The organism is Vibrio sp. Vb339 (assembly GCF_902751245.1).
Classification (GTDB): domain Bacteria; phylum Pseudomonadota; class Gammaproteobacteria; order Enterobacterales; family Vibrionaceae; genus Vibrio; species Vibrio coralliirubri.
In genome coordinates, this window is sequence record NZ_CADDIS010000007.1 from 1 (window position 1) to 19,893 (window position 19,893).

The following is a 19,893-nucleotide window of genomic DNA, read 5'->3' on the forward strand; positions in this document are numbered from 1 at the left end:
TTGATAGGCAGGGTGTGTAAGTGCTGCGAGGCATTGAGCTAACCTGTACTAATTGCCCGTGAGGCTTAACCATACAACACCCAAGGGGTTTTGTGGACTCAAAGAAATACCAAACGCTTGAATGAGTTTGAAGAGAATTTAACAGCTTTCCGAATTTTAAAATTTGCTTGGCGACCATAGCATTGTGGACCCACCTGATTCCATGCCGAACTCAGAAGTGAAACACAATAGCGCCGATGGTAGTGTGGGGCTTCCCCATGTGAGAGTAGGACATCGCCAGGCTTTAATTTCGACTTTGTCTACAAAGTAGACAAGTCACCATAGAGTTCTAAGTTTTCTTAGTATTTTATGTTGACTTTCAAAGTAGAAAGCGTATTATACGCGTCCTGCTTAAGTGCTAAGGCACTGAAAGCAAAGCTCTTTAACAATTTAAACCTATCAATCTGTGTGGGCACTCGTTGATGAATATCAAAACGTTTTATCGTTAGATAAAACAGATTCTTCGGAATCAAAATTGATTTCAATGAACTGAGTGACCAATACGTTTAACTACTTGTAGTTATTCGGCACAGTCAATTCATTACCATTCTGTTGGAATGGTAATAGCTTTAGAATTACATGTTCATGTTTACATGAATATTAGTTTTGAAGTCAGTATTCGTTGAGTCACAAAATCTTAAATTGAAGAGTTTGATCATGGCTCAGATTGAACGCTGGCGGCAGGCCTAACACATGCAAGTCGAGCGGAAACGACACTAACAATCCTTCGGGTGCGTTAATGGRCGTCGAGCGGCGGACGGGTGAGTAATGCCTAGGAAATTGCCTTGATGTGGGGGATAACCATTGGAAACGATGGCTAATACCGCATAATGCCTACGGGCCAAAGAGGGGGACCTTCGGGCCTCTCGCGTCAAGATATGCCTAGGTGGGATTAGCTAGTTGGTGAGGTAATGGCTCACCAAGGCGACGATCCCTAGCTGGTCTGAGAGGATGATCAGCCACACTGGAACTGAGACACGGTCCAGACTCCTACGGGAGGCAGCAGTGGGGAATATTGCACAATGGGCGAAAGCCTGATGCAGCCATGCCGCGTGTATGAAGAAGGCCTTCGGGTTGTAAAGTACTTTCAGTTGTGAGGAAGGGGGTGTTGTTAATAGCAACATCTCTTGACGTTAGCAACAGAAGAAGCACCGGCTAACTCCGTGCCAGCAGCCGCGGTAATACGGAGGGTGCGAGCGTTAATCGGAATTACTGGGCGTAAAGCGCATGCAGGTGGTTCATTAAGTCAGATGTGAAAGCCCGGGGCTCAACCTCGGAACTGCATTTGAAACTGGTGAACTAGAGTACTGTAGAGGGGGGTAGAATTTCAGGTGTAGCGGTGAAATGCGTAGAGATCTGAAGGAATACCAGTGGCGAAGGCGGCCCCCTGGACAGATACTGACACTCAGATGCGAAAGCGTGGGGAGCAAACAGGATTAGATACCCTGGTAGTCCACGCCGTAAACGATGTCTACTTGGAGGTTGTGGCCTTGAGCCGTGGCTTTCGGAGCTAACGCGTTAAGTAGACCGCCTGGGGAGTACGGTCGCAAGATTAAAACTCAAATGAATTGACGGGGGCCCGCACAAGCGGTGGAGCATGTGGTTTAATTCGATGCAACGCGAAGAACCTTACCTACTCTTGACATCCAGAGAAKCCAGCGGAGACGCAGGTGTGCCTTCGGGARCTCTGAGACAGGTGCTGCATGGCTGTCGTCAGCTCGTGTTGTGAAATGTTGGGTTAAGTCCCGCAACGAGCGCAACCCTTATCCTTGTTTGCCAGCGAGTAATGTCGGGAACTCCAGGGAGACTGCCGGTGATAAACCGGAGGAAGGTGGGGACGACGTCAAGTCATCATGGCCCTTACGAGTAGGGCTACACACGTGCTACAATGGCGCATACAGAGGGCAGCAAGCTAGCGATAGTGAGCGAATCCCAAAAAGTGCGTCGTAGTCCGGATTGGAGTCTGCAACTCGACTCCATGAAGTCGGAATCGCTAGTAATCGTGAATCAGAATGTCACGGTGAATACGTTCCCGGGCCTTGTACACACCGCCCGTCACACCATGGGAGTGGGCTGCAAAAGAAGTGGGTAGTTTAACCTTTCGGGGAGGACGCTCACCACTTTGTGGTTCATGACTGGGGTGAAGTCGTAACAAGGTAGCCCTAGGGGAACCTGGGGCTGGATCACCTCCTTATACGAAGATGTTTACGATGAGTACCCACACAGATTGATATGTTTAAACAGTTAAGAGTAACCTTTGTCCCGTTCGTCTAGAGGCCTAGGACACCGCCCTTTCACGGCGGTAACAGGGGTTCGACTCCCCTACGGGATACCATCTTTAAGCACATTTATTTAAGTGTTTTTAAAAATGGTTCAATTTATTGAATCAAGCTCTTTAACAATTTGGAAAGCTGACTGATTGATTACTTACGAGTAATTCAATCAAATTTAAAAGTTCTCAATGTTTATCTGCTCTTAGTTAATAAGAACGGTATAAACACAACAAACACATTCAAGTGTCTTGTATTCGATTCAAACTTGTTTGAATCACAATTGAGTCCGGCAAACAGTCATTGAGAATTAACCCTTCTTAATGACAACCAAAAACCTTGGTTAGTTGCCATACACTAAGACCCTTTCGGGTTGTATGGTTAAGTGACTAAGCGTACACGGTGGATGCCTTGGCAGTCAGAGGCGATGAAAGGCGTAATAACTTGCGATAAGCCCAGATTAGGTAGTAATAACCTTTTGAGTCTGGGATTCCTGAATGGGGAAACCCACTTACATAAGTAAGTATCCTGTTGTGAATACATAGCARCAGGAGGCAAACCGGGGGAACTGAAACATCTAAGTACCCCGAGGAAGAGAAATCAACCGAGATTCCGAAAGTAGCGGCGAGCGAAATTGGATTAGCCCTTAAGCTTTTAATGAGACAGATGAAGGCTCTGGAAAGTGCCGCAATAAAGGGTGATAGCCCCGTAATCGACATCTCATCATCAGTGAAAACGAGTAGGGCGGGACACGTGATATCCTGTCTGAATATGGGGGGACCATCCTCCAAGGCTAAATACTACTGACTGACCGATAGTGAACCAGTACCGTGAGGGAAAGGCGAAAAGAACCCCTGTGAGGGGAGTGAAATAGAACCTGAAACCGTGTACGTACAAGCAGTAGGAGCACCTTCGTGGTGTGACTGCGTACCTTTTGTATAATGGGTCAGCGACTTAATTTTAGTAGCAAGGTTAACCGTTTAGGGGAGCCGTAGGGAAACCGAGTCTTAACTGGGCGTACAGTTGCTAGGATTAGACCCGAAACCAGGTGATCTAGCCATGGGCAGGTTGAAGGTTGAGTAACATCAACTGGAGGACCGAACCGACTAATGTTGAAAAATTAGCGGATGACTTGTGGCTAGGGGTGAAAGGCCAATCAAACCTGGAGATAGCTGGTTCTCCCCGAAAGCTATTTAGGTAGCGCCTCGGACGAATACTACTGGGGGTAGAGCACTGTTAAGGCTAGGGGGTCATCCCGACTTACCAACCCTTTGCAAACTCCGAATACCAGTAAGTACTATCCGGGAGACACACGGCGGGTGCTAACGTCCGTCGTGGAGAGGGAAACAACCCAGACCGCCAGCTAAGGTCCCAAAGTATAGCTAAGTGGGAAACGATGTGGGAAGGCTCAGACAGCCAGGATGTTGGCTTAGAAGCAGCCATCATTTAAAGAAAGCGTAATAGCTCACTGGTCGAGTCGGCCTGCGCGGAAGATGTAACGGGGCTAAGCTATACACCGAAGCTGCGGCTACGTACCTTAGGGTATGTGGGGTAGGGGAGCGTTCTGTAAGCCGTTGAAGGTGGTCTGTAAGGGCTGCTGGAGGTATCAGAAGTGCGAATGCTGACATGAGTAACGATAAAGGGAGTGAAAAACTCCCTCGCCGGAAGACCAAGGGTTCCTGTCCAACGTTAATCGGGGCAGGGTAAGTCGACTCCTAAGGCGAGGCCGAAAGGCGTAGTCGATGGGAAACRGGTTAATATTCCYGTACTTCTTACAATTGCGATGGGGGGACGGAGAAGGCTAGGTGGGCCTGGCGACGGTTGTCCAGGTTCAAGTACGTAGGCGGGTGGTTTAGGTAAATCCGGACCGCTAYTAACGCTGAGATACGATGTCGAGCTACTACGGTAGTGAAGTCATTGATGCCATGCTTCCAGGAAAAGCCTCTAAGCTTCAGATTGTAAGGAATCGTACCCCAAACCGACACAGGTGGTCGGGTAGAGAATACCAAGGCGCTTGAGAGAACTCGGGTGAAGGAACTAGGCAAAATGGTACCGTAACTTCGGGAGAAGGTACGCTCTTATCAGTGAAGTCCCTTGCGGATGGAGCAGACGAGAGTCGCAGATACCAGGTGGCTGCAACTGTTTATTAAAAACACAGCACTGTGCAAAATCGTAAGATGACGTATACGGTGTGACGCCTGCCCGGTGCCGGAAGGTTAATTGATGGGGTTAGACTTCGGTCGAAGCTCTTGATCGAAGCCCCGGTAAACGGCGGCCGTAACTATAACGGTCCTAAGGTAGCGAAATTCCTTGTCGGGTAAGTTCCGACCTGCACGAATGGCGTAATGATGGCCACGCTGTCTCCACCCGAGACTCAGTGAAATTGAAATCGCTGTGAAGATGCAGTGTACCCGCGGCTAGACGGAAAGACCCCGTGAACCTTTACTACAGCTTGGCACTGAACATTGAACCTACATGTGTAGGATAGGTGGGAGACTTTGAAACCGCGTCGCTAGATGTGGTGGAGTCGTCCTTGAAATACCACCCTTGTAGTTTTGATGTTCTAACGTTGGTCCCTGAATCGGGATTACGGACAGTGCCTGGTGGGTAGTTTGACTGGGGCGGTCTCCTCCCAAAGAGTAACGGAGGAGCACGAAGGTGGGCTAAACACGGTTGGACATCGTGTGGTTAGTGCAATGGCATAAGCCCGCTTGACTGCGAGAATGACAATTCGAGCAGGTGCGAAAGCAGGTCATAGTGATCCGGTGGTTCTGAATGGAAGGGCCATCGCTCAACGGATAAAAGGTACTCCGGGGATAACAGGCTGATACCGCCCAAGAGTTCATATCGACGGCGGTGTTTGGCACCTCGATGTCGGCTCATCACATCCTGGGGCTGAAGTCGGTCCCAAGGGTATGGCTGTTCGCCATTTAAAGTGGTACGCGAGCTGGGTTTAGAACGTCGTGAGACAGTTCGGTCCCTATCTGCCGTGGGCGTTGGAAAATTGAAAGGGGCTGCTCCTAGTACGAGAGGACCGGAGTGGACGAACCTCTGGTGTTCGGGTTGTCATGCCAATGGCATTGCCCGGTAGCTAAGTTCGGAATCGATAACCGCTGAAAGCATCTAAGCGGGAAGCGAGCCTTGAGATGAGTTTTCCCTGGCRCTATAAGYGTCCTAAAGGGTTGTCGTAGACTACGACGTTGATAGGCAGGGTGTGTAAGTGCTGCGAGGCATTGAGCTAACCTGTACTAATTGCCCGTGAGGCTTAACCATACAACACCCAAGGGGTTTTGTGGACTCAAAGACAGACCTTGAATGAGTTTGAAAGAGACTTTTAAATCAGTTTTCCGAATTTTAAAATTTGCTTGGCGACCATAGCATTGTGGACCCACCTGATTCCATGCCGAACTCAGAAGTGAAACACAATAGCGCCGATGGTAGTGTGGGGTTTCCCCATGTGAGAGTAGGACATCGCCAGGCTCCAAATTTATTTTCACTTTTTTGAAAAGTGAAGACAAAAAGTTTGAACACTTGTCAGCGACGACAAGTAGTCCACTGCGGAGTGGTAGTTCAGTTGGTTAGAATACCGGCCTGTCACGCCGGGGGTCGCGGGTTCGAGTCCCGTCCACTCCGCCACTTATTCAGAGTTTCAGCTCTTTAAAACTGAAAATAGGGGTGTAGCTCCAATTGGCAGAGCAGCGGATTCCAAATCCGCGTGTTGGGAGTTCGAATCTCTCCACCCCTGCCATATTTAAGGCTCTAGCAGAAATGCTAGGGCCTTTTTGCTTTCTGGAGTTTGATAAATTGTGAAGATAGCTTGGTATAAACAGCCCATTACGCTTCATCATTCATCTATAGCGAAATTTCTCGGTTTTCCCGTTTCCTGTTTTGTTGCTTTAACCCGTCTAATTCATTAGCTACCACCAAAAACTTAAGTACGATATGCACCTAATCCTAAATGGCGACTAATATAATGAGTAAGCGTCAGTAATTTGGGATTATTATGAGGTTCTTTTTTGCACTGGTTGTATTCTTTTGTTCATTTTCTCTATCAGCAACTTCGTGGGAGAAAGAGAGTCACCCTACTAAAAATTCACCCTCATCAATTGGAAGCTATGCCAATGGCTGTCTAGACGGCGCGCAGGCTTTGCCTATTAATGGTTTGGGGTATCAGATCATTCGCCCTCAAAGAGAGCGCTACTATGGCCATACAGAAGCTATAAAGTTTATTGAGAGGTTAGGAGTCACGACCAGCGAGAAACTCAATACTAATTTATTGGTCGGTGATATTTCTCTTCCCAGAGGAGGGCGCTTTTCTTCAGGTCATTCAAGTCATCAAACAGGGTTAGATATTGATATATGGCTAAGGTTAACCAGTAAGAGGTTGTCAGAGAACGAGTTAGCTGTGCCTAAACCTGTGAGCGTTGTGGATCTTACCAACTACAAATTGCGTCAATCGAATTGGACCGATGCTCACTTTCAAGTTATTCGTTATGCGGCGAAAGATGAAAAAGTGGTGCGTATTTTTGTTCATCCAGTGATCAAGCAAACCCTTTGTGAACAAGAAGACTCTGACACTAATGATAGAGCTTGGTTGGGGAAAATAAGGCCTTGGTGGGGACACCACTCCCACTTCCACGTTCGTTTAAAGTGTCCTGAAGGCAGTTCAAACTGCATAGCTCAAGCGAGCCCTCCTAAAGGTGACGGTTGTGGAGATGAACTTGCAAGTTGGGCTCCAAAGACTGTTCCAGTTCCACCTCCTAAAAAAGTAGCGAAAACTAAGAAAAAGAAAAAAGTTAAAGTGATGCCAAGTCAGTGTTTGGCCTTGATATCGAATAAGTAATCCTGTTCATCGAGGCTTTTTACAGTGTTACTGCCACTGGTTTTCTCGACTCTAAAACTGGAGAAACATCACACTTTTGTCTAGAGTTTATAAACACGAGATTAAGAACATCGTTTGATATTGATAAAACCAATAATGATATCAGCAAAGGCGATGATGAATTTGACAAGGTTTGGTCAGGGATAGAGTGTTTTTGGGGTGAAAGATGCGGCTTATATGCAGTATACGAAATCAGAGTCTGATACCCGTCGATAGATAATTCAAGGATAAGACTATGACTATGATTTGTGCAAAGGAATTTTCAGAATGGTTAAGACATAGATTCAACGCTGAAAGCTCGGGTATTTCTATTTCGAGAGATGACATTACCCAACTGACAGGCAGACAGCGTTTAGACCCTAGCTTCGTAAATGATGTTCATTACGAATTGATGCAGTATGGAATGGCATTTGTGACCGATACCAGCAGGGAAAACTTTTATCTTGTTCCGATAGCTCAATCAATAAACTGGCGAGAACGACTCGAATATCAATTTGAAAAAGAGCTCTTCTGCAATATTTATCCAATCGAGAAATCAGGATAAAAAAAAGGTTCAACTTATGGTTAAGTTGAACCTTTCTTCTTTTAGGTCAAGCCTTGAATGATTACAAACTTCTCAAGTAGCTCGTCATCAGTTTCAATATGATTTGGGTCAGTGATTATGCATTTTGTAATCGGGCACACTGACTGACATGTTGGCTTTTCATAGTGACCTTTACACTCTGTACATAAATCTGGATCGATCTCGAAGATACTGTCACCCATCGTGATTGCACCATTTGGGCATTCAGGATCACACATATCGCAGTTTATGCACTTGTCAGTAATTAACAGAGCCATCGTTTTCTTCTCAAGTAAGTCGCTTAAGTGAAAATTATTTGCCTGATGCGTTACGTGTATCTTGGCCTTCGCTCAAGTTACGCATCAGCAAGCCGTACTCTAGATCTAGATCTGCTGGTACAGGAATAAATACAAAGTGACCGTTACCTTTCGCATCGTCGACCGCTTCAGATTTACGGTTTTCCATAACTTCCAGTTTGAAAACAACGTTACCTTTCGGTGTCATCATTTCTAAGCTGTCGCCTACTAGAAACTTGTTCTTCACTTCTACTTCCGCTAAGTCGCCACGGCGCTTACCTGTGAACTCACCAACAAATTGTTGAGTGTCAGAGATAGAGTAACCGTACTCGTAGTTTTGGTATGTATCGTGTGTATGACGGCGTAAGAAGCCCTCAGTGTAACCACGGTGAGCTAGGCTCTCTAAGGTACCCATTAGGCTTTCATCGAATGGCTTGCCTGCCACTGCATCGTCGATAGCTTTACGGTAAACCTGAGCAGTACGTGCACAGTAGTAGAAAGACTTAGTACGACCTTCAATCTTCAGAGAGTGAACACCCATCTTAGTTAGGCGCTCAACGTGTTGGATTGCACGAAGGTCTTTTGAGTTCATGATGTAAGTACCATGCTCATCTTCAAACGCTGCCATTTTCTCTTCTGGCTTGTGTGATTCAGAAAGCAGAACCACTTCGTCTGTTGGTTTACCAAGACCTAGTGTGTTGTCTGGACGTTCATCTTGAACTTCAACTTCTTGAATTGCGACACCAGTTGGATTAGCTTCAACGATCTGACCGTTTTCGTCTTCTTTCGCTGCTTCTGTTTTGTATTCCCAACGACAAGCGTTAGTGCAAGTACCTTGGTTTGGATCGCGTTTGTTCATGTAACCAGAAAGCAGACAGCGGCCTGAGTAAGCCATGCAAAGAGCACCGTGAACAAAGATCTCTAGTTCTGTTTCTGGGCAGTGTTCGCGAATCTCTTCGATCTCTTCAAGTGATAGCTCACGAGATAGGATTACACGCTCAACGCCTTGAGTTGACCAGAACTTAACGGTCGCCCAGTTTACTGCGTTTGCTTGAACAGAAAGATGGATTGGCATTTCAGGGAATGCTTCGCGAACCATCATGATAAGACCAGGATCTGACATGATAAGCGCGTCAGGGCCCATCTCAACAACTGGTTTAAGGTCGCGAATGAATGTTTTTAATTTAGAGTTGTGCGGCTGAATGTTACATACAACATATAACTTTTTGCCTTGAGCATGAGCTTCATCGATACCGATTTGTAGGTTTTCGTGATTGAACTCGTTGTTACGAACACGGAGGCTGTAACGTGGCTGGCCTGCGTATACTGCATCTGCGCCGTAGGCGAATGCATAACGCATGTTTTTGAGGCTTCCTGCCGGTGATAATAGTTCAGGTACAAATGGTTTTTGTGTAGTCATTGCTTCGTTCTCTAATCTGATCTCAAGTCAGGTTGATACCACCAAGTGATATCAAAGGGGCGCAAATTTTACGCTAAAATGAGTTTGGTTGATAGCCCTAAAGATAGCAATGACATTAACCAGAGGGTCGAGAGGCAGATATAAGTGAGAACTTAGTGAGAAATAAGCTCAGATACCGTTAGCACCTGAGCTTATAGTTTGACTGATTAAGCGTTAGGTTGAGTTAACCCGCCTAATGATTCAAATAGGTTTGGAAGGAAAACACTGAACTCACCACAAAGTAGAGAGAAGTCTGCATCAAAACGCGCAGCTTGATCTTCACGAGGAATATCGTCGTTTTCGTCTTTGAGCTCATCACTGAATTTTAGACGTTTGATGCTGCCATCTTCTGCAAGAATGAATTCAATACGGTCTTGCCAGTTGATAAGAAGTTTCGTCACCATCTTATTGGCTTCGATGTGGTTTTTAATCTCATCAGCTTCTAGTTCTTGTTTCTTAACTCGAACAATACCACCGTCTTCTTGAATAGATTTTAGCTCTGCTTCATCAAGCATAGTGATACCTTGAGGCGTATCGCCAGACTTAACCCATTCAGTTAATGTTGTTTCAATCGCTTGCTCTGGAATAGCTGGTACTACTGGCAGGCTACCCATTGTCTTACGTAGCAATGCCAATACATCTTCTGCTTTTTTGTAGCTGCTTGCATCAACCACAATGAAACCTTCTTTTGGCATGATCAGCGCGTATGTAAAATTACTGCGACTGAATGCGCGAGGAAGTAGATCAATGATGATGTCTTCTTTTAGGCTGTCTTTCTCTTTCTTTTTCAGAGGGGTACCAGACTCTGCCTCAAGCGTTTCTACTTTTGCGTTCAGTGATTCTTTGATCACAGAAGCGGGTAGCATTTTCTCTTCTTTCTTTGCACAGATAAGAATGCGGTTTTCTGATACGTGCGTCATCATATCGCCATGTCTACCCATTGCGTGTACCCAACCAAACTTCTGTTTGTCTTGGCTACCACAAGGAGTAAAGCGGAATTCTTCAAGTTGTTTCTCTAGCTGATCTGCGTTGAAATCAATATCACGGTTGAAGCGATAGACTAGGCAATTTTTAAACCACATAAATTTTTCTCATACCTTTTTAGAAGTGCTTCATGATATGAGATCTAATTCGATTTGTCCCTAGCTCTGTATCAAAAGTTATAAAGTGAAATGTTTGAGACAGTTATATGAAAATTTGTTTTCAAAGGTCACAAAAGTGTCATAATTAACTCAGATAATGCAATGCGTTGATTAAATACAAAGGCTATTCAATTATGTCGAGAAGGATTCTGGTCGTTGAAGATGAAGCACCTATTCGTGAGATGCTGTGTTTCGTGCTTGAACAAAAAGGCTACCAAGCAGTAGAGGCTGAAGATTACGATACAGCGGTAAACAAGCTATGTGAACCTTTCCCAGATCTAGTATTACTAGATTGGATGCTACCTGGTGGTAGCGGGATAAACTTTATCAAGCACATGAAGCGTGAAGAGTTAACTCGCAACATCCCAGTGGTGATGCTAACGGCTCGTGGCGAAGAAGAAGATAAGGTTCGTGGTTTAGAAGTGGGCGCTGATGACTATATCACCAAGCCATTTTCACCCAAAGAGCTTGTTGCTCGCCTGAAAGCGGTTATTCGCCGTGTAACGCCTACCGCACTGGAAGACGTGATTGATGTGCAAGGTCTTAAGTTAGACCCTGTATCTCACCGCGTTACCGCAAGCGAAGGTCCGGTTGATATGGGACCAACAGAGTTCAAAATGTTGCACTTCTTTATGACACACCAAGAGCGTGTGTACAGCCGAGAGCAACTGCTGAATAACGTTTGGGGCACCAACGTTTACGTTGAAGACCGTACCGTTGATGTACATATTCGACGCCTGCGTAAAGCACTTGAATCTGCAGGTCACGACAAGCTAATCCAAACGGTTCGCGGCGCGGGCTACCGTTTTTCTACAAAGGCTTAGTGTGGCTTCGCTACCCAGTTTACGGAGTCCTGAATGGTTGAAAAGTTAACCTGGAAAAAGCTGGCTTGGGAGCTGGCTTTTTTTTACGCACCTTGGGTTTTAGTTGGATGGATATTCGGCTACCTACCTTGGTTACTGCTGGCTGCTACGGTATTGCAGCTCGGCTGGCATCTGCACAACCAAATGCGTTTGTCCGCATGGTTGTGGGATGAGAAGCGTCTAACGCCACCATCAGGTTCTGGGAACTGGGAATCTTTGTTCAACGGTATTTATCGTATGCAGCAGAGACAGCGTCGCAAACGTAAAGAGCTGACCAACCTAATCCGCCGTTTCAGAAATGGTGCAGAATCCCTTCCCGATGCCGTTGTGGTATTTCGCGGTGAAGGCAATATCGTTTGGTGTAACAAGCTTGCTCAGTACTTACTTGGGTTTCGCTGGCCAGACGATTCAGGGCAACCGATTTCTAACTTGATCCGCACGCCGGACTTCATCAAGTATCTTAATAAACAAGATTTTTCAGAACCGTTAGAGATGCCTTCGCCACTGAACGTGGAACGTATGCTTGAGCTTCGTATCGTGCCGTATACCGAGGGTGAACACCTGATGGTGGTACGTGATGTTACTCAGCTAAAGCAGCTAGAAGGCATGCGTCGTAACTTCTTTGCTAACGTTTCTCACGAGCTACGAACTCCAATGACCGTACTTCAGGGCTACCTTGAAATGACGGAAGATCCAGACATGGTCGTTGGCCCTATGTGGCCTAAGGCTCATGGTGTGATGACCGAGCAATTGAATCGCATGAACAGTCTGGTCAATCAGCTATTAACACTTTCAAAAATCGAAGCGGCGCCGATGCATGAGCTCGATGAAGTGGTGAACGTTCCGGCGATGCTTGAGGTTCTTGAGAAAGAAGCGGCAAGCCTAAGTGGTGATAGAGAGCATAAGTTTGAGTTTGATATCGATAAGAGCCTACGCGTTCTCGCTGATGAAGATCAGTTGAGAAGTGCGATATCGAATCTGGTTTACAACGCAGTGAAATACACACCACCGGGCGCGACGGTTAAAGTGCGTTGGTACCAGACCAGTCAAGGTGCATGTTTAGATGTGTCAGACACCGGAGACGGTATCGAGCCACAACACTTACATCGACTCACAGAGCGTTTCTATCGTGTAGATAAAGCACGCTCACGTGATACCGGTGGTAGTGGTCTTGGATTGGCGATTGTGAAACATGCGCTTAGTCACCATGACTCACATTTAGAAATTCAAAGTGAAGTAGGAGTCGGTAGTCGATTCCATTTCACATTACCAAATCGACTGACAGTGTCATGAGTTGTTTGACACGCAGGATGCGTTTGCCAATCAGCTCATTATTAGCGTTTGCTTTGGCCAACCCTGTTCATGCCGAACTGGGTGTCGACTCTCTTCCTGATTATTCTAAGGTTCCGGGCATTTCTGGGAGCTTATTATCGGTAGGTTCGGATACCTTAGCGGGCATGACGACGTTATGGGTGGAAGAGTTTAAATCTTACTACCCGAACGTTAACGCTCAAGTCCAAGCATCTGGTTCTTCTACTGCGCCTCCAGCCTTAACCGAAGGTACTGCCCATCTAGGACCAATGAGTCGTCCGATGCGCTTGCGAGAAGTAGAGGCGTTTGAAAGAGAACATGGTTATAAACCGACAGCACTGCGAGTGGCGATCGATGCGATTGGACTTTTTGTGCACAGAGATAATCCTATTGAGGGGCTCAATTTCCGTCAGATTGATGGCATCTTTTCCGAGACATTACGCTGTGGTGCGACGAAACCGCTGAACGATTGGCAAGATCTAGGCGTCGACCAACCTTGGGCGAAACATCGATTCCAGCTGTTTGGGCGCAATTCCGTTTCGGGAACCTATGGCTATTTCAAACAAAACGCATTATGTGGTGGTGACTTTAAGAACCGAGTCAATGAGCAGCCAGGTTCTGCATCGGTTGTACAGTCGGTCGCATCATCAATCAGCGGCATAGGTTACTCAGGTATTGGTTATCGTGTCGCTGGCGTTAAGCTAATTCCTATTGCTGAGCATGGTTCTGATTATGTAGAGCCGACTCGAGCGAATATCTTGAGTGGTGATTACCCTCTATCACGCTTTCTTTATGTATACGTGAATAAACACCCAGATAAACCGCTTTCTCCCGTTGAGAGAGAGTTCCTCACTTTTGTGTTCTCAAAGCAAGGACAAGAACTTGTAGAGAAAGATGGCTATTTAGCAATACCGTCTGAGTTCGCAGAGCAAGAGTTGGCAAAAGTCGGGCTCTGATTGAGGCTACGATAAACTTAGATAAGAAACGTATGAACAGCTTGCGATGTCGCAGGCTGTTTTAATTTTGACTGTTCGTTATTTTAGCTTCAACGACCATCCTGCATTTTGCCAACGTTGTTGCTCTTCTCTGAGTTCACAATCAAGCAGTTGGTTTTGGGACAACCAATCGCTGTTAGATCCTTTCAATTCCCAGTTATCTTGTTGTTCAATCGTTAGAGTTACGTCTGGAGTTAGTGCTTGATTTCGCTGACGGTTGAGTAAGATAGCGAGTCTCAATATACGAACCAGCAGGGTGATTTGTTGTTGGGTAAACAGAGAAAGTTCCGGCAAATCTTGTAGCTTGAGCGATTTTCTTTGATAGCGAACCAATGTTGATATAAAACGCTGCTGCTCAGTATTGAAGCCTGGCATTGTCGTGTGCTTAAGCAGATAGGCCGAATGGCGGTGATAACCTTGGAATGCAATGCTTTGTCCTACCTCATGAAGCAACGCAGCCCAACCAAGCAGATCATACAGCTCATTAGTGACCGCAGTTGTCACTTGAGGTTGCACTTGTTTCAGCAATGCAAGGGCGAGCACTTTCACTTTCTCGCCATGAGTTACGTCTACATGGTATCGAGAAACGAGCGTTTCGGCAGTTCTTGTTCGAACATCAATATCTTTAAACCGATCCTCCATGTCATATAGAACGCCTTCTCTCAGGGCACCATCAGAAAAATGTAACTCCTTGATGTCTAGCGTATCCATGGCTGCTGAAAGAATGGTGACGCCTGCAGCAAATACAGGCTTTCTCTCATCACTCAAGCCTGAAAGATTTAAGGTGTTGGATGATGAAAACTCACATAAGTGATTCTTCAAATAAGACAGGCGTTGGGGCGTAATGAGACCGTCGGTGAACCCTAAGCCAATGAGTACCTCTTTTATTGATTTAGCAGTCCCTGATGAGCCAAAAGCGATTCCCCAAGGGGCTTTTGTGTATTCTTCAATCAATGGCATCAATAGACGAGTAGCTGAGGTATAAGCATCTGAGAAGTGTCGTGAAGTTAGTCCTTCGTCAGCAAAGAAACGTTGAGTGAAGTTGACGCATCCCATCGGTAAACTGCGCATAATTAGAGGAGTAAAGCCTTGTCCAGCAACGAGTTCGGTACTGCCACCACCGATATCAATAACCAACTTAGATTCAGAAGCGGTTTGAGTGTGCTCTACACCGTTATAGATTATTCGAGCTTCTTCTTGACCGGAAATGATCTCTATTGGAAAAGGAAACAGTGGTTTGGCTTGCTCTAAGAAGTCTTTAGCGTTTTTGGCTTTTCTTAGGGTATGAGTCGCAACAACTCTGACATCATCAAGCTCAAAATCCGCCAGTCGCTCTGCGAACACCTTGAGGCATTCTAGGCCTCGCTCGATAGCGCTTTCGGATAGGACGTTACGTTCATCCAATCCATCACCTAATCTGACTTTCTGTTTGTGTCTGCTGACTAATTGCAGGTGTTGATCGAATACTCGGGCAACCACCATGTGAAAGCTGTTCGAACCCAAGTCGATAGCGGCAATACATCGAGAATGTTTGTTATCAATTAGCGGCATGATTTCTTCTCTTGTTTGTACTTCTTGCGAGCAAGTTTCTCCATACGTTTAATATAGTGGTAAGTGGAGAGTTGTGACGTCGGGTAATCAAGTGGGTTTGCTGGTGGTTGTATGTAAGGGTTGCTCATCGCTTGGTCTAGCACTCGAGCTTTGTTGCCGTCATCGAAATGAAACTCGGTGATATCGATAATGGTTTGCTTGATCTTTGGATCTAAAATTGGAGCTGCAACTTCGATGCGGTGATCAAAGTTTCGTGTCATCCAGTCAGCGGAAGATATATAGACCTTCGGCTTTCCAGCGTTACCAAATATCATCACTCTCGGATGTTCGAGAAAACGGTCGACCACACTGACAATCTCAATATGGTCACTGATGTTGGGTATGCCAGGGACAAGAGAGCACATGCCGCGAATGACCATTCTCACTTTTACATTGGCTTGGCTAGCCTGATAAAGCTTTTCAATGATCTCTCGATCGACCAAATTGTTGAGTTTTAGAGTGATGTTCGCAGGCTTACCTTCTATCGCATTTTGTATTTCGTTATCTATCAACTGATACAGACGTTTTCTTGTATTCTTCGGTGACACAATCAGTTGTTTGAACTGGGACTTTTGATAAGGATTTTCAATGTACTTAAAGACTTGCCTCACCTCTTGAGTCAAATCTTCATTCGCAGTGAGCAGAGAAAAATCGGTATATACGCGCGCTGTCACTTCATGAAAGTTGCCAGTGCCAATATGGGCATAATGCTCGGTATGCTTGCCTTCTTTTCGTTTGATGAGCAGCAACTTGGAATGGATCTTCAAACTTGGGATGCCATGGATGACTTTTACACCCGCTTCTTGAAGTTTCTTGGTCCATTGAATGTTGGCTTGCTCATCAAAGCGTGCTAGCAGCTCGACAACCACAGTGACCTTTTTGCCATTGTGTGCTGCATCGATGATCGAGCTGAGGAGTTTTGAGCTTTCCGCAACACGGTAAACGTTTATTTTGATGGAGGTTACCTTCGGGTCAAAGGAAGCCTGCCTAACCAGTTCAGTGATGTGACTAAAGGTGTGATAAGGGTAATGGAGTAAAATGTCACGAGCTTTGATCGCTTCGAAATAGTTTGGGTAATTATTGAAATGCGCGCACTTAATCGCGGGTAGCGGGCGATTAATTAAATCACGTCGATTAAGGCTTGGGAACTCAGAGAAATGTTTGAAGTTATGATAACGCCCACCTGCGATGACACTGTCATAGTCAGACAGTTTAAGTCTGACTTGTAAGAAGTTGAGCATTTCAGTTGGCATTTCAGATTCATAGATCAGACGTATCGGCAGTGCTGTTAAGCGCTGTTCTAAACCTAATGACATCGATTCTAATAGGTTATTTTCATTGTCCTCTTGCAGATCATAATCGGCATCACGTGTCATTTTTATCGCAAAACAACGCAATGAGTCATACTCAAAGAATCCTTTAAGCAAGTCATCCAAACAAAATCGAACTATATTATCTAACAAGATCAAAGTTGTACGCTGCGAACCCGAAGCTTCCGGTAACTTAACAAATCGAGGGAGTGCCTCTGATGGGATTTCGAGTAACACATATTGAGAAGATGCCTCACGCTCGATGTCGATCGCTAAGTAACTTTGTTCGTCTTTGAGAATATTGAGTAACTGGCTATCTTCGTTCAAGAGAAGCGGCGTTAAGTATGGCAGCACTTTTTTCTTAAAGTACTTTTTTATCCAGCCACTTTGTTCTTCGCTGATTTGCTGTTCGTTGACCAGAAAAATACGATTGCGTGCCAATTCCAGTAGCAAGTCGTTATACAGTTCATGGAATTGAGCATCGAGCTGGCTTGCTTTACTCTGCATTTGAGTCAGTAAGGTTTTTGGCGAGTTGGAGGTTAGTTGTGGATCTTGGAGTAAGATCTTTCGCTTCACATCAGCAAATCGGACTTTGTAAAACTCATCGAGGTTTTTCGAGTAAATACCTAAAAAACGAACTCTTTCGATTAAGGGAACTGACTTATCTGCCGCTTCTTGGAGCACTCTTTCGTTGAAGGATAACCAGCTAAGTTCTTTTGTGACATAGTCTTTTTCCATCGAGATGAGAATCCTTGAGTACTGGCTATAGAGCTGATTACTTTAAATTAGAATGGCAAAATGCACAAAATCTATGATCTTACTTTAAGAAATATGGCTAACAAACTTGTTATTAGTTTCAGTTGTTTAACGTAACTTGTAATATAATTGTCATCTAACGTACATATTATGTCAGTAGCTAAAAAAAGGTAGATAAACAGATGGCTTCAGCCCAATTTTCATTGAAAGAGCGAGACAAAAAAAGATGGTTGAAAGATCGTCTCGTCCGTTTTTCGGTGACATGTGGCGCGGTCAGTGTTCTAGCTGCCCTAGTATTGATCTTTGTTTACTTGGCAATGGTCATTTTACCGGTATTTTCAGATACTGGTTTAGAGACCGACCAAGCCGTAAAGACCGTTGCCGTAGAGGAGCCTATCGTCTTATCGGTTGATGAATATGGTCAACATGCATTTACTATCGAAAAATCAGGTTTGGTACAGTTTTGGGACTTAGAGTCTCAAAATACACACTCTTACTTTGAGCGTGATGTTGTAGCCAACCCCATCGCCTTTTCTCGAAATACCCCATCTGAAAACTGGTTTGCCTTTGCTGACAGCGCAAGCAATCTTACTTTTTTCTATCCTGAGTATAGTGCGCCTGTGCTTAAAAAGGGCAGCGAAGCCGAACCTAAAATTGAGCAAATCACTCTCCCTGAACCGTTTTTAAATGATGAATCATCAAATGTGGCGACGATCGACAAATTCGCGTTCTCTAAAAATGGACGTGGAATTACGGTTGCCGCTCAGTTAAGTGACCAACGAGTCTTGGTTAAGTGGTATCAGAGTGACCTTACTGGTCAGTATGTTTTTCAGAAGAGCCAATGGCTTTCGGATAAGCTGGGCTTGCAACAGCAGCTGCTTGTCACACCTGATGGGCAAACTTTATACCTACGAGCACAATCGGATTTGGTTGTTTTGAAACTATTAGATAACGGTTTTGATGTTCGTGAAGTGATTGATCTTAGCTTAAATGATGCGAAGCATTCCGTGAAAAGCATCGATTTATTGTCTGGCGCATACTCGTTGTTGGTTACGCATGAGGACGGACAGGTTTCTCAATGGTTCGATGTACTCAAAGATGAAAAGCGTAGCCTGACCCATATTCGAGACTTCCAACTTGCAGAACAAGTGCAATTTATTCTTCCTGATACTTATAGAAAGGGTTTTTATAGTTTCTATAAGAACGGCACATTACAAAGCCACTATACGACCAGTGAAAAGCTGTCGTTGTTTGAACGAGCCTTTGATAAATCACCACAACTAGCCGCTATGTCTGCTAATGAACTGCATCTGGCGACCTTGATTGATGGCACCATCAGTGTGGCTAAAGTCGACAATGAATATCCACAGATCTCATTCTCATCGCTTTGGCAAAAGGTCTGGTATGAAAGTTACCCTGAACCGCAATACGTTTGGCAATCAACGTCGGCGAACGATGACTTTGAAGAGAAATTCAGTTTAGTACCTATCACGTTCGGTACTATCAAAGCCGCTCTGTTTGCGATGATGTTTGCCGTGCCTGTTGCTGTGCTCGGAGCTATTTACACCGCTTACTTCATGTCTCCACGCATGCGAAGAGTCGTAAAGCCTTCGATAGAGCTGATGGAAGCTCTTCCGACCGTGATCATCGGGTTCTTGGCTGGGCTTTGGTTTGCTCCAATCGTTGAGACACATTTAACGGCTGTCTTCTCATTAATGGTGTTATTACCACTGAGCACACTGTTGACTGGACTTGTTTGGTTCTGTTTACCGAAGATGGTAACGGGTCGCTTCTCTAATGGTTGGCACGCGCTGATATTGATTCCAGTATTGGTGGTTACAGTAGTTGCTGTGTTTGCTGGTGGAAGCAACATTGAAGCCTTATTGTTTGGTGGTGATATTCGTACTTTCTTGGCCAGCTATGGCATCGACTTTGACCAACGCAATGCCCTGGTGGTTGGTTTTGCTATGGGCTTTGCGGTTATCCCTACGATTTTCACTATTGCGGAAGATGCTATTTTCTCTGTACCTAAACACTTGTCTGATGGCTCATTAGCGTTGGGTGCGACGGCGTGGCAGACGCTTATTTATGTGGTGCTATTGACGGCGAGTCCAGGTATCTTTTCTGCGGTTATGATGGGCCTAGGGCGAGCAGTTGGTGAAACCATGATCGTCTTGATGGCGACAGGTAACACTCCAATTCTTGACTGGAATATTTTGGAAGGGATGAGAACCTTATCGGCAACGATTGCTGTTGAGCTACCAGAATCAGAAGTGGGCGGTTCTCATTTCCGCTTGTTGTTCTTGGCTGCACTCTTGCTGTTTATCTTTACATTCGCGGTGAACTCAGTTGCTGAGTGGGTTAGACAAAGACTGAGAGATAAATATCGTGCGCTGTAGTTTTAAAGGTTTGCCTCAA

Annotated in this window: 11 protein-coding genes, 3 tRNA genes and 4 rRNA genes; 13 read left to right on the plus strand and 5 right to left on the minus strand. The window is 45.3% G+C overall.

From position 1 onward, the window contains the following. Positions 1–166: 166 nt before the first annotated feature. The 9 genes from rrf (HRQ85_RS21850) (at position 167) to HRQ85_RS21890 (ending at position 7,735) form a co-directional block, all read left to right on the plus strand. A 5S ribosomal RNA gene (gene rrf / locus HRQ85_RS21850) occupies positions 167–282 on the plus strand. A 396-nt stretch (positions 283–678) separates the two neighbouring features. Further along, positions 679–2,233: ribosomal RNA gene (locus HRQ85_RS21855) — 16S ribosomal RNA — on the plus strand. Positions 2,234–2,298: 65 nt separating this feature from the next. Continuing rightward, positions 2,299–2,374 (plus strand) — tRNA-Glu (locus HRQ85_RS21860). A gap of 314 nt (positions 2,375–2,688) precedes the next feature. Next, positions 2,689–5,582, plus strand: a 23S ribosomal RNA gene (locus tag HRQ85_RS21865). Between the two features lie 91 nt (positions 5,583–5,673). After that, a 5S ribosomal RNA gene (gene rrf / locus HRQ85_RS21870) occupies positions 5,674–5,789 on the plus strand. Together the 16S, 23S and 5S rRNA genes with 3 tRNA genes alongside form the textbook arrangement of a ribosomal RNA operon. Before the next feature lie 79 nt (positions 5,790–5,868). Then, positions 5,869–5,945 (plus strand) — tRNA-Asp (locus HRQ85_RS21875). A gap of 35 nt (positions 5,946–5,980) precedes the next feature. Then, positions 5,981–6,057: transfer RNA gene (locus HRQ85_RS21880), tRNA-Trp, on the plus strand. A gap of 255 nt (positions 6,058–6,312) precedes the next feature. Next, positions 6,313–7,152 carry a penicillin-insensitive murein endopeptidase gene (gene mepA / locus HRQ85_RS21885; RefSeq protein ID WP_172380598.1) on the plus strand — a complete coding sequence of 280 codons (840 nt, stop codon included), beginning with the start codon at positions 6,313–6,315 and terminating at the stop codon, positions 7,150–7,152. A gap of 274 nt (positions 7,153–7,426) precedes the next feature. After that, a complete protein-coding gene (locus tag HRQ85_RS21890) occupies positions 7,427–7,735 on the plus strand; it encodes a hypothetical protein (RefSeq protein WP_048613433.1) in 309 nt (102 codons plus the stop codon). A gap of 41 nt (positions 7,736–7,776) precedes the next feature. On the opposite strand, the gene HRQ85_RS21895 is transcribed toward HRQ85_RS21890, so the two are convergent. From HRQ85_RS21895 to rdgC, 3 genes are all read right to left on the minus strand, one after another. After that, positions 7,777–8,031 carry a YfhL family 4Fe-4S dicluster ferredoxin gene (locus tag HRQ85_RS21895; RefSeq protein ID WP_004735061.1) on the minus strand — a complete coding sequence of 85 codons (255 nt, stop codon included), beginning with the start codon at positions 8,029–8,031 and terminating at the stop codon, positions 7,777–7,779. Between the two features lie 34 nt (positions 8,032–8,065). After that, a complete protein-coding gene (trhP, locus tag HRQ85_RS21900; RefSeq protein WP_122081863.1) occupies positions 8,066–9,469 on the minus strand; it encodes a prephenate-dependent tRNA uridine(34) hydroxylase TrhP in 1,404 nt (467 codons plus the stop codon). 206 nt (positions 9,470–9,675) lie between these two features. Continuing rightward, positions 9,676–10,590: a recombination-associated protein RdgC gene (gene rdgC / locus HRQ85_RS21905; RefSeq protein ID WP_017062534.1), complete on the minus strand. Its 915-nt coding sequence runs from the start codon at positions 10,588–10,590 to the stop codon at positions 9,676–9,678. A gap of 194 nt (positions 10,591–10,784) precedes the next feature. Here rdgC and phoB point away from each other — a divergent pair, with 194 nt between their 5' ends. Genes phoB through HRQ85_RS21920 form a run of 3 tightly spaced genes read left to right on the plus strand, consistent with a single transcriptional unit; the run spans position 10,785 to position 13,780 of the window. Continuing rightward, a complete protein-coding gene (phoB, locus tag HRQ85_RS21910; protein WP_004735064.1) occupies positions 10,785–11,474 on the plus strand; it encodes a phosphate regulon transcriptional regulator PhoB in 690 nt (229 codons plus the stop codon). A 33-nt stretch (positions 11,475–11,507) separates the two neighbouring features. Then, on the plus strand, positions 11,508–12,806 hold the full coding sequence (gene phoR, locus HRQ85_RS21915) for a phosphate regulon sensor histidine kinase PhoR (RefSeq protein WP_172380599.1): 1,299 nt from the start codon (positions 11,508–11,510) through the stop codon (positions 12,804–12,806). A gap of 17 nt (positions 12,807–12,823) precedes the next feature. Then, the gene (locus HRQ85_RS21920; RefSeq protein WP_122081864.1) at positions 12,824–13,780 is read left to right on the plus strand and encodes a PstS family phosphate ABC transporter substrate-binding protein; all 957 of its coding nucleotides are present in this window, start codon (positions 12,824–12,826) and stop codon (positions 13,778–13,780) included. A gap of 78 nt (positions 13,781–13,858) precedes the next feature. On the opposite strand, the gene ppx is transcribed toward HRQ85_RS21920, so the two are convergent. After that, entirely contained in the window at positions 13,859–15,370 is a 1,512-nt protein-coding gene (ppx, locus tag HRQ85_RS21925; protein ID WP_172380600.1) for an exopolyphosphatase, read from the minus strand. Further along, positions 15,361–17,457 (minus strand): polyphosphate kinase 1, encoded by a 2,097-nt coding sequence (gene ppk1 / locus HRQ85_RS21930; protein ID WP_172380601.1) that lies wholly within the window; start codon positions 17,455–17,457, stop codon positions 15,361–15,363. The genes ppx and ppk1 overlap by 10 nt, the downstream gene beginning before the upstream one ends. Before the next feature lie 200 nt (positions 17,458–17,657). On the opposite strand from ppk1, the gene HRQ85_RS21935 reads away from it, so the two are divergent. Then, positions 17,658–19,874, plus strand: a complete 2,217-nt coding sequence (locus tag HRQ85_RS21935) for an ABC transporter permease subunit (RefSeq protein ID WP_172380602.1) — start codon at positions 17,658–17,660, stop codon at positions 19,872–19,874. Positions 19,875–19,893: the final 19 nt, after the last annotated feature.

What these genes read in the sequence shown, in the direction of transcription:
- HRQ85_RS21895 (WP_004735061.1), bottom strand. Translation starts at nt 8,031, where the DNA reads ATGGCTCTGTTAATTACTGACAAGTGCATAAACTGCGATATGTGTGAT.
- phoB (WP_004735064.1), top strand. Translation starts at nt 10,785, where the DNA reads ATGTCGAGAAGGATTCTGGTCGTTGAAGATGAAGCACCTATTCGTGAG.
- trhP (WP_122081863.1), bottom strand. Translation starts at nt 9,469, where the DNA reads ATGACTACACAAAAACCATTTGTACCTGAACTATTATCACCGGCAGGA.
- HRQ85_RS21890 (WP_048613433.1), top strand. Translation starts at nt 7,427, where the DNA reads ATGACTATGATTTGTGCAAAGGAATTTTCAGAATGGTTAAGACATAGA.
- ppx (WP_172380600.1), bottom strand. Translation starts at nt 15,370, where the DNA reads ATGCCGCTAATTGATAACAAACATTCTCGATGTATTGCCGCTATCGAC.
- rdgC (WP_017062534.1), bottom strand. Translation starts at nt 10,590, where the DNA reads ATGTGGTTTAAAAATTGCCTAGTCTATCGCTTCAACCGTGATATTGAT.
- HRQ85_RS21935 (WP_172380602.1), top strand. Translation starts at nt 17,658, where the DNA reads ATGGCTTCAGCCCAATTTTCATTGAAAGAGCGAGACAAAAAAAGATGG.
- mepA (WP_172380598.1), top strand. Translation starts at nt 6,313, where the DNA reads ATGAGGTTCTTTTTTGCACTGGTTGTATTCTTTTGTTCATTTTCTCTA.
- ppk1 (WP_172380601.1), bottom strand. Translation starts at nt 17,457, where the DNA reads ATGGAAAAAGACTATGTCACAAAAGAACTTAGCTGGTTATCCTTCAAC.
- HRQ85_RS21920 (WP_122081864.1), top strand. Translation starts at nt 12,824, where the DNA reads ATGCGTTTGCCAATCAGCTCATTATTAGCGTTTGCTTTGGCCAACCCT.
- phoR (WP_172380599.1), top strand. Translation starts at nt 11,508, where the DNA reads ATGGTTGAAAAGTTAACCTGGAAAAAGCTGGCTTGGGAGCTGGCTTTT.